General features: G+C 54.8%; 8 protein-coding genes and 2 pseudogenes. 6 read left to right on the forward strand and 4 right to left on the reverse strand.

Annotation, left to right across the window (positions count from 1 at the left end; translation table 11 throughout):
• Nucleotides 1-174: pseudogene (locus YWC_RS33225) on the forward strand (IS3 family transposase); the annotation flags it as partial.
• A gap of 39 nt (nucleotides 175-213) precedes the next feature.
• On the opposite strand, the pseudogene YWC_RS0126570 reads toward YWC_RS33225, so the two are convergent.
• The 4 genes and pseudogenes from YWC_RS0126570 to YWC_RS32505 all read right to left on the reverse strand — a co-directional run.
• Nucleotides 214-654: pseudogene (locus YWC_RS0126570) on the reverse strand (efflux RND transporter permease subunit); the annotation flags it as partial.
• Nucleotides 654-1,769 carry an efflux RND transporter periplasmic adaptor subunit gene (locus YWC_RS32500; RefSeq protein ID WP_027868064.1) on the reverse strand — a complete coding sequence of 372 codons (1,116 nt, stop codon included), beginning with the start codon at nucleotides 1,767-1,769 and terminating at the stop codon, nucleotides 654-656. The pseudogene YWC_RS0126570 and the gene YWC_RS32500, both read right to left, overlap by 1 nt.
• A gap of 179 nt (nucleotides 1,770-1,948) precedes the next feature.
• Nucleotides 1,949-2,323, reverse strand: coding sequence for a hypothetical protein (locus tag YWC_RS0126580; RefSeq protein ID WP_027868065.1), 375 nt, complete (start codon nucleotides 2,321-2,323; stop codon nucleotides 1,949-1,951).
• Nucleotides 2,324-2,497: 174 nt separating this feature from the next.
• Entirely contained in the window at nucleotides 2,498-3,565 is a 1,068-nt protein-coding gene (locus YWC_RS32505) for a DMT family transporter (RefSeq protein WP_084416625.1), read from the reverse strand.
• Between the two features lie 443 nt (nucleotides 3,566-4,008).
• On the opposite strand from YWC_RS32505, the gene YWC_RS32510 reads away from it, so the two are divergent.
• From YWC_RS32510 to YWC_RS0126605, 5 genes are all read left to right on the forward strand, one after another.
• On the forward strand, nucleotides 4,009-4,563 hold the full coding sequence (locus YWC_RS32510) for a cytochrome b (RefSeq protein ID WP_084416626.1): 555 nt from the start codon (nucleotides 4,009-4,011) through the stop codon (nucleotides 4,561-4,563).
• Entirely contained in the window at nucleotides 4,548-5,036 is a 489-nt protein-coding gene (locus YWC_RS34150) for a diacylglycerol kinase (RefSeq protein WP_307177235.1), read from the forward strand. Before YWC_RS32510 ends, YWC_RS34150 begins: the two co-directional genes overlap by 16 nt.
• An 86-nt stretch (nucleotides 5,037-5,122) precedes the next feature.
• Nucleotides 5,123-5,818 (forward strand): VIT1/CCC1 transporter family protein, encoded by a 696-nt coding sequence (locus tag YWC_RS0126595; RefSeq protein ID WP_027868067.1) that lies wholly within the window; start codon nucleotides 5,123-5,125, stop codon nucleotides 5,816-5,818.
• 166 nt (nucleotides 5,819-5,984) lie between these two features.
• Complete coding sequence (cueR, locus tag YWC_RS0126600; protein ID WP_027868068.1) at nucleotides 5,985-6,398, forward strand: Cu(I)-responsive transcriptional regulator; 414 nt, start codon at nucleotides 5,985-5,987, stop codon at nucleotides 6,396-6,398.
• Nucleotides 6,399-6,832: 434 nt separating this feature from the next.
• Nucleotides 6,833-7,074: transposase (locus YWC_RS0126605; RefSeq protein ID WP_027868069.1), on the forward strand; the 242-nt coding region annotated here is incomplete at its 3' end.

A 7,074-nucleotide genomic window follows, 5' to 3' on the forward strand; every position in this document is an offset into this window, starting at 1 on the left:
TTGATCCACCGCCGTGCTCCTTGGAGAACACGTGAAGCCGTTGAACTGGCCACGCTGGAATGGGTTTCCTGGTTCAACCACCACCGCTTGCTGGAGCCGCTCGGTTATATACCGCCAGCGGAAGCTGAGGCAAACTATTACAAGCAGTTGAGCAGTCAGGCTGTTCCGGCCTGACTCACACTAACCGGCCTCCACGAAAGCCGGGGCGATTCACTCGCTCTCAACTGTGAACATGTACATCTCGCCCAGTGGCGTCGTGATAGGCGCCATGCCGCCGCTGATACCTGCGGGTAGACTTTCCGAAATGCCCGCAAGGCGCTCGCTTACCTGCTGCCGTGCCCAGTAGCGGTCGGTCCCATCCTGGAAATCGATAGTCACATCGGCCAAACCGTACTTGGTCACCGAGCGCAAAATCTTGGTGTTTGGTATGCCGAGCATTTCTACTTCAATAGGCACGGCAATGCGATTTTCGACCTCCTCCGGTGTCATACCGGGTGCCTTCATGATGACCTTGACCTGTGTGCTCGAAACGTCCGGGAACGCGTCGATAGGCAGCTGCGTGAAGGCATACCAGCCGGCACCGGCGACCATCAAAGTGGCCAGAAGCACGAACAGGCGCTGCGAGAGGCAGACCTGAATCAGACGGGATAGCATCAATCGCCTCCCTTTTCGCCAAGCCAGGAGCCTTTGAGCGCGATGACTCCGGACACTGCAATTTTTTCGCCCGCGCGAAGGCTCCCGCTAACGCGCACCCGCTGTCCGGCGCTGCTGAGTACTTTTACCGGACGGGCCTCGAAAGCTGCTCCATTGCGAACAAACACATAGGCATCTTGGTTGTCATGGGCTACAGCCGAGAGAGGGATATCCCAAGAGCCACTTGTTGCTGGCAAAGGAAATTGGACGGTAACCAGCTCACCTGGACGAAGACCGCTCGTACCCGCGTCGATAGAAGCCCGGATAACGACCGTCTGGCTGCTCGTCGCTACGATTGGGCTGATGCTTGTTACGGTAGCAGTGCCCGGGCGGCCTTGGAGTGTCAATTTGCTGCCGGTTCGCCATGCGGCGGCTTGGACTGTCGGCGCCTGGATTTCCAACGCCAAGCGGTCTACTTGGGCTACGTGGATTAGGGCGACAGACGGTTCAACGCGCTGGCCTGGCTTGACATCAACGCTCAACACGGTACCTGCACTCTGAGCCGACAGCGTGATGGCATCTTCCAGTTTGCCGGTAGCAATGACGCGCTCAATTTGTGGGCCTGCCATACCGCTAAAGCGAAGCGCCGCTTTGGCCTGGCGCAGCGCCGCTTCATTTTCTAACAGGCTCGCTTGTGCTTCTTCGAGACGCCGGCGCGCAATAATGCCTTCGTCGGACAAAGCTTTTTCGCGCTGGGAAGCCTTGCGAGCGAGATTCGTGCGGCTTGCCGCTTGGAGCAGTTGCAACTGAAGAGGCCCAAGTTCTGGACTGCTAATGCGAACCAAAGCGGTTCCTTGGCGGACCGTCTGGTTCGGCTGGACGAGTACTTGAGTCGCCAGTCCCGATAGTGGGGTGCTGACTATCTGCTCTCGGTTGGGAGGTACGCTTACTTGCGCAGGAAGCGACAACATGACCGGCTGGGCCCCAGATTGAAGAGGAGCAGTTTGGATACTCAATGCCTTCATCTGCTGGTCAGTAACCGTAAATTTGGCCTGGCGCTCTGCCGCGTAAGAGCTGGAGTGGAACGCCAATGCAACCGGCAGCAACCGCAATAGGAGCGTGACTTTTGTTCTCATAAATTTCTCGATATGACGAATTGGACATGCGGACGCAATGCGGCGTCAGCAGTCAAGGTAGATGCTAGAAAAGGGAAGGGCGCAACCAAGCGATGGGACAACGTAGTCGTCCACGAACGCCTTAATAAGTCTGTTTTGCAGAGAGAGCTACTTGGGCACTCTCAGAAAAACGGACGGATTTAGGCTGCAAATACGGTACGGCGAGGTGGTTTGAACGGCTGGTCTAACGCTGGACGCGGAAGCGCCTGCGGAGGGAAGTGCAGGGAGATAGAGCTAACTTCAATTTCAACGCGAAGCGCGTTGCCTGGAATGCCGGAAATGAATTGAATGTGTTCCGCGGCGTGAAGTGCGTTGTGTTGAACCGACGTCAGAGTGTCATCGTCGGTGGTGTCACTAGACATCAGTTCATGATGGTCGTGGTCCGCAGCTAACTGGACAACATCGTCATGCATCAAGCCATGAGTCACTGACTTGTTAGTGAGGCTCCATAGGCCCATGTTCGCCAGAAATATGACGAGCAAGATGAGCGCGAGCGGATTGCGGAACTTCAACATGGTGCGACTCTACCACGAAGGTTCGCGTTCGGGAAGATGATGCAAAGTGCTCTTGTGGTTTCGGTGTATAGGCACATCGCCCACGTCCTAGACCCCAAGGTGCGTGACGATTTCAGCCCACCTGCAGCTAAGCGTGTGGAGTCTCGTGCCATCCTGCCGCCCGTATGCGCGAAGCTACTTGCTCTTTGGCTGGGTCGCATGGTCGTGCCGATGATGGATGTCCGGATAGTGCTCGTGAGAGTGCGTAAGGGGCTCGTGAACATGGTGATGCGAGTGCGGCGCACTTGTGTCGACGCCTGCATCGTGTTCGTGCTCATGATGGGTGTCGTGGTCATGAACGTGCTCGTGTTCGAACATCGTATGTTCATGTGCATGTCCATGCGACTCTGTCAGATGCAGCCAGAGGCCAATACCCATGAGCACAGCTGCAGTCCAAAAAGCGATGCCTGGACGTTCCCCAAACATGACCAAGGCAATTAGGGCCCCAGCAAAAGGTGCTGCCGAAAAATATGCGCCGGCTCGCGCGGTGCCAAGATGGCGAAGGGCCAAGACGAAGAGCACTAGGCTAATTCCATAGCCACATAATCCGACCGTTGCGGCGGTCAAAACGGTTGTCGCCTCAGGCAGTTGCTGCCCAAGCGAGAACGCAATGACCAGGTTGACGGTACCCGCAGTTAGACCTTTAAGGCATGCAATTTGGACGGGGTCGCTAGCGGAAACTTTACGAGTCAAGTTGTTATCAATCGCCCAGCACAGGCAGGCCGCTACGATAGCTAGTGGCCCCCATGGAATACCGAATTCTGGTCGCTCGCTCCAAGAGAGCAGTGCCCCGGCCGCGACTATGAACACCATGCCGAGGAAAATTCGCCGGTCAAAATTTTCTTTGAATACGAACCACGCTAGCATCGCTGTCAACACGCCTTCAAGGTTGAGGAGCAGTGACGCTGACGATGCTGGTGTATTGACCAGCCCGACCATTAGGAGGACCGGTCCAGCTATGCCGCCGGACAAGATTGCGCCTGCGAGCCAGGGAAGGTCACCTTTTGGGACAAGGGCCGGGCCACTGTCGGGCGCCAACGCACGTCTAAGCGCGAACCAGGTCGCCAATCCTAGACCGCTACCCAAGTAAAGCAATCCTGCGAGCATGACCGGGTCGACGCTCCCAGTTAGCTGCTTGGAAAACGGGGTGCTTGCACCAAAAAGCGCTGCAGCGAGCAGGGCGTAAAGCACTCCTGTGTGCATAGTTCCTCTAGCAAAGTAGACATCAGTGTGAGGGGCTCTCATCTCGACACCGTTCGTCTCAACTGGTGCCTGATACCCTACCCCCCTATACTATATCGAATCTGAAGAAATAGCTCGCACTCTCCAAAATGTGAGAGGGGTACGTCTACGCACTCACCGCAATCCGCGTCAAGTGAGCTGTTAACAAAGTCTTGACACTGAACATGGTGTAATGAAATTGCGCTCCACGTGCTTGCTACTAATAGCGTTGTCCACGTTGCTATGTCGGAGGGCACTTATGCCTTTAATCAAGAGGTTGACCTTGATGAAATACGGCGTTTGATGAGCACCAACGGGTGCAGTCGAGGTCCGGTACGGGGCTTACGGACTCTGTGTGTAGGAATCGCCACGTTTAAAGTCATTGGCGTGTTAGCAGCAAAGCGCAGCAACTCAGAAAGGTATTTATGACGTCTCAAGAAGCAACTAGCGGGAATTCAGATAGGTACAGTAGTCCAGCCATCTTTTTTCACTGGACACTTGCAGTTTTAATTACCGGACTTGTCGGTTTAGGCTGGTATATGATGTCGGTCGAAGAAGAGCCAGGTAGTGAATGGCTTTTCAGCCTTCACATATCCCTCGGTCTTACAGCGGCAGCGCTCATCGTAATGCGGCTCTTCTGGCGCCTAAGACATGTACCTGCTGCTTTACCGTCATCGCTGCCCGTCTGGCAAGTCAAAGCGTCACGTTACACTCATAAACTGCTGTATCTTTTATTAATTTTGATGCCAACCACCGGTTATCTTGGTGCTTCGTTCAGCGGGGATGGCATAGCGTATTTCGGCTTCGCAACACTAGATTGGGCGTCCAAGAACGACATGCTGAAAGAGCAGTTTTTCACTATTCATTCTTGGATTGCTTGGATTCTAGTGGCAGCTATTGCGCTACATGTGCTGGCAGCACTGAAGCATTTGTTTCTTGACCGAGATGGAGTTTTCGAGCGGATGTGGCCACGCACATAGAGCCAAACATTTCTTCAGCCACTGTACCAGGCCTCAAAGCGAAAGCAACTTGCAAGATAAGAATTTTCACATTTTATAAATCTATGGACCAGCCACCAATAAGTCATTTTAAAAGTAAGGCCGGCTATCGCCGCATTTTTGCCGCCTTCGTCAACTCGATGGATGGTTTCCGAGATGCTTGGCGATACGAGCACGCTTTCAGACAAGAACTCATGGGTGCTTTAGTTGCTACCGTTGTCGCCATGATGCTTCCGGTCCCATTGTTTCAGAAAGCATTTCTTGTTGCTGTTTTGCTGCTGGTTCTGCTGGTGGAAATCATCAATTCTGCAATCGAAGCCGTAGTAGACCGCATTGGACTTGAACGCCATCCATTGTCTAAGCGGGCTAAGGATTTGGGCAGCGCCGCTGTAACCCTGTCCCTAGCTATTGCTGCCTTGGCATGGATTTCGGTGTTATCAAACCATTACCTATAACCGTTTCAGCTGACAGGTGCTTGATATTGATGTGCTCATTCATTACGGCACTTGGCATTGCTGCGCCAACTTTTGGAACGAGATAAATGAGAATACGCCATACCGAAGGGCATCGAATTGAAGCAATCGGATGGCTACGCGCCGCGGTGCTTGGAGCCAATGATGGAATTGTGTCTACTGCAAGTCTCATCCTAGGTGTCGCTTCAGCAAGCGCGGCGCACGAAAACATCTTGACCGCCGGTATCGCAGGTCTCGTTGCTGGCGCAATGTCTATGGCCACAGGTGAATATGTATCGGTGTCGTCCCAAGCCGATACCGAGAGGGCTGCCATTGCAGAAGAAAGAACAGAACTTCACGAGAACTACTCTGACGAACACGCGGAGCTGACGGCAATATACGTACGACGAGGGCTCGACCACCCCCTTGCAACACAGGTGGCCAAGAAGTTGATGGACCATGATGCAATCGGTGCCCATGCCAGGGATGAGCTAGGCATTTCTGAAACAACCACGGCGCGGCCTTTGCAGGCTGCTGTCTACTCAGCTGCAAGTTTCGCCGTCGGTGCCGCGTTACCTCTTGGGGTTGCTGTGGTCACACCCACAGCGATTTTGATTCCATCCGTAGCGGTAGCTGCGCTTGTATCGCTGGCAATCCTTGGCGGGCTCGCGTCCAAGACAGGAGGCGCACGTATCTTGCCCGGCGTCGTGCGGGTTACATTCTGGAGCGCCCTTGCCATGGGTGTGACCGCAGGCATTGGTGCGCTCTTCGGCGCCGTCGGTTAATACGCGCGCTGCGAATGCGGCAGACTGTCACAACTGTCACTCCCTTGCGGCGAGGGCGTAACTAGGTTGTAGGCAAGGCAGCGCCCGGTCTCGTGCGGGGGCGCCTAAGCAAAGAACAGCGCGCCGCTTCCTAGGAGGAGCGGACCATTTCTAAAGGAAAAATGGTGTGAACATTGGACAAGCTGCTGACGCCTCAGGCGTGACCGCAAAAATGGTCCGGTACTATGAAAGCATAGGCTTGATTACTGCTGCAAATCGCACTGATTCAGGCTATCGTCAATACAACGAGGGTGATGTCCAAACGTTGCGCTTCATTAAACGCTCTCGTGACCTGGGCTTCTCGCTCGAGCGCATTAAGACCTTACTGAGCCTATGGCAGGACCGTAGCCGACAAAGTGCCGACGTGAAGGAACTAGCTCAGCGATATATCGCCGAGCTCGATGATGACATCGCGAAGCTGCAGTCAATTCGTGACCAGCTGCAGCACGTGGCTAAGAACTGCCATGGCGATGCCCACCCTGACTGTCCGATTCTTGATGAGCTGGCACAACCGCGTGTGCGAGCTGAGCCCAGGGCCTAGATAGAGCGCATCTGTCAGGTGTTTTACCTTGGGAAGACAGTTGCGATGCATGTTCTTCCCAAAAAGGTAGCAAGCGGATGAACAGAAAAGAATAAAACCATTGCGTATACCACTTCGTCGGAGGAGAGGGCTCGAAACCCCGCGGTCGACGAGGAACAAGAGCGTCAAGCGGGATACCATGGGCGCACACTGGGCAGCAGCTAGAGGTGAGGTAGGAGCGAGCAAATTCGCTTGAAGTCTGGCTGGAGTACCGGCGCATTTGCGCGAACCGGTATGCCCGGGCGATTCACGCACCGCCGGGCAGAGATGCGAGCTTGCTGTCGTTAGCAAGCAGGGGGCATCTTTGCCCGGGATGTAACTTCTATAAGAAGTAAACAGGCAGTATGAATCGCCCCGGGTTTTGTAGAGGCTCCAATGTTTGAGAAAATGGAGCTATGAAGAAGCAACCCAAGTATTCCCCCGAAGTCATCGAGCGCGCTGTGCGCATGGTCAGCGAGGCTGCCAGCGAGTACGAATCGCAGTGGGCCGCCATCACGTCGATCGCGGCCAAGATTGGCTGCACGCCTGAGACGCTGCGCCGCTGGGTACGCCAGCAGGAGCGCGATACCGGGCAGCGTCCAGGCCCGACCACAGCTGAAGAAGAGCGCATCAAGGCGCTGGAGCGAGAAGTGCGCGA

Source organism: Massilia alkalitolerans DSM 17462, from assembly GCF_000427785.1.
GTDB classification, from domain to species: Bacteria; Pseudomonadota; Gammaproteobacteria; order Burkholderiales; family Burkholderiaceae_D; genus Telluria; species Telluria alkalitolerans.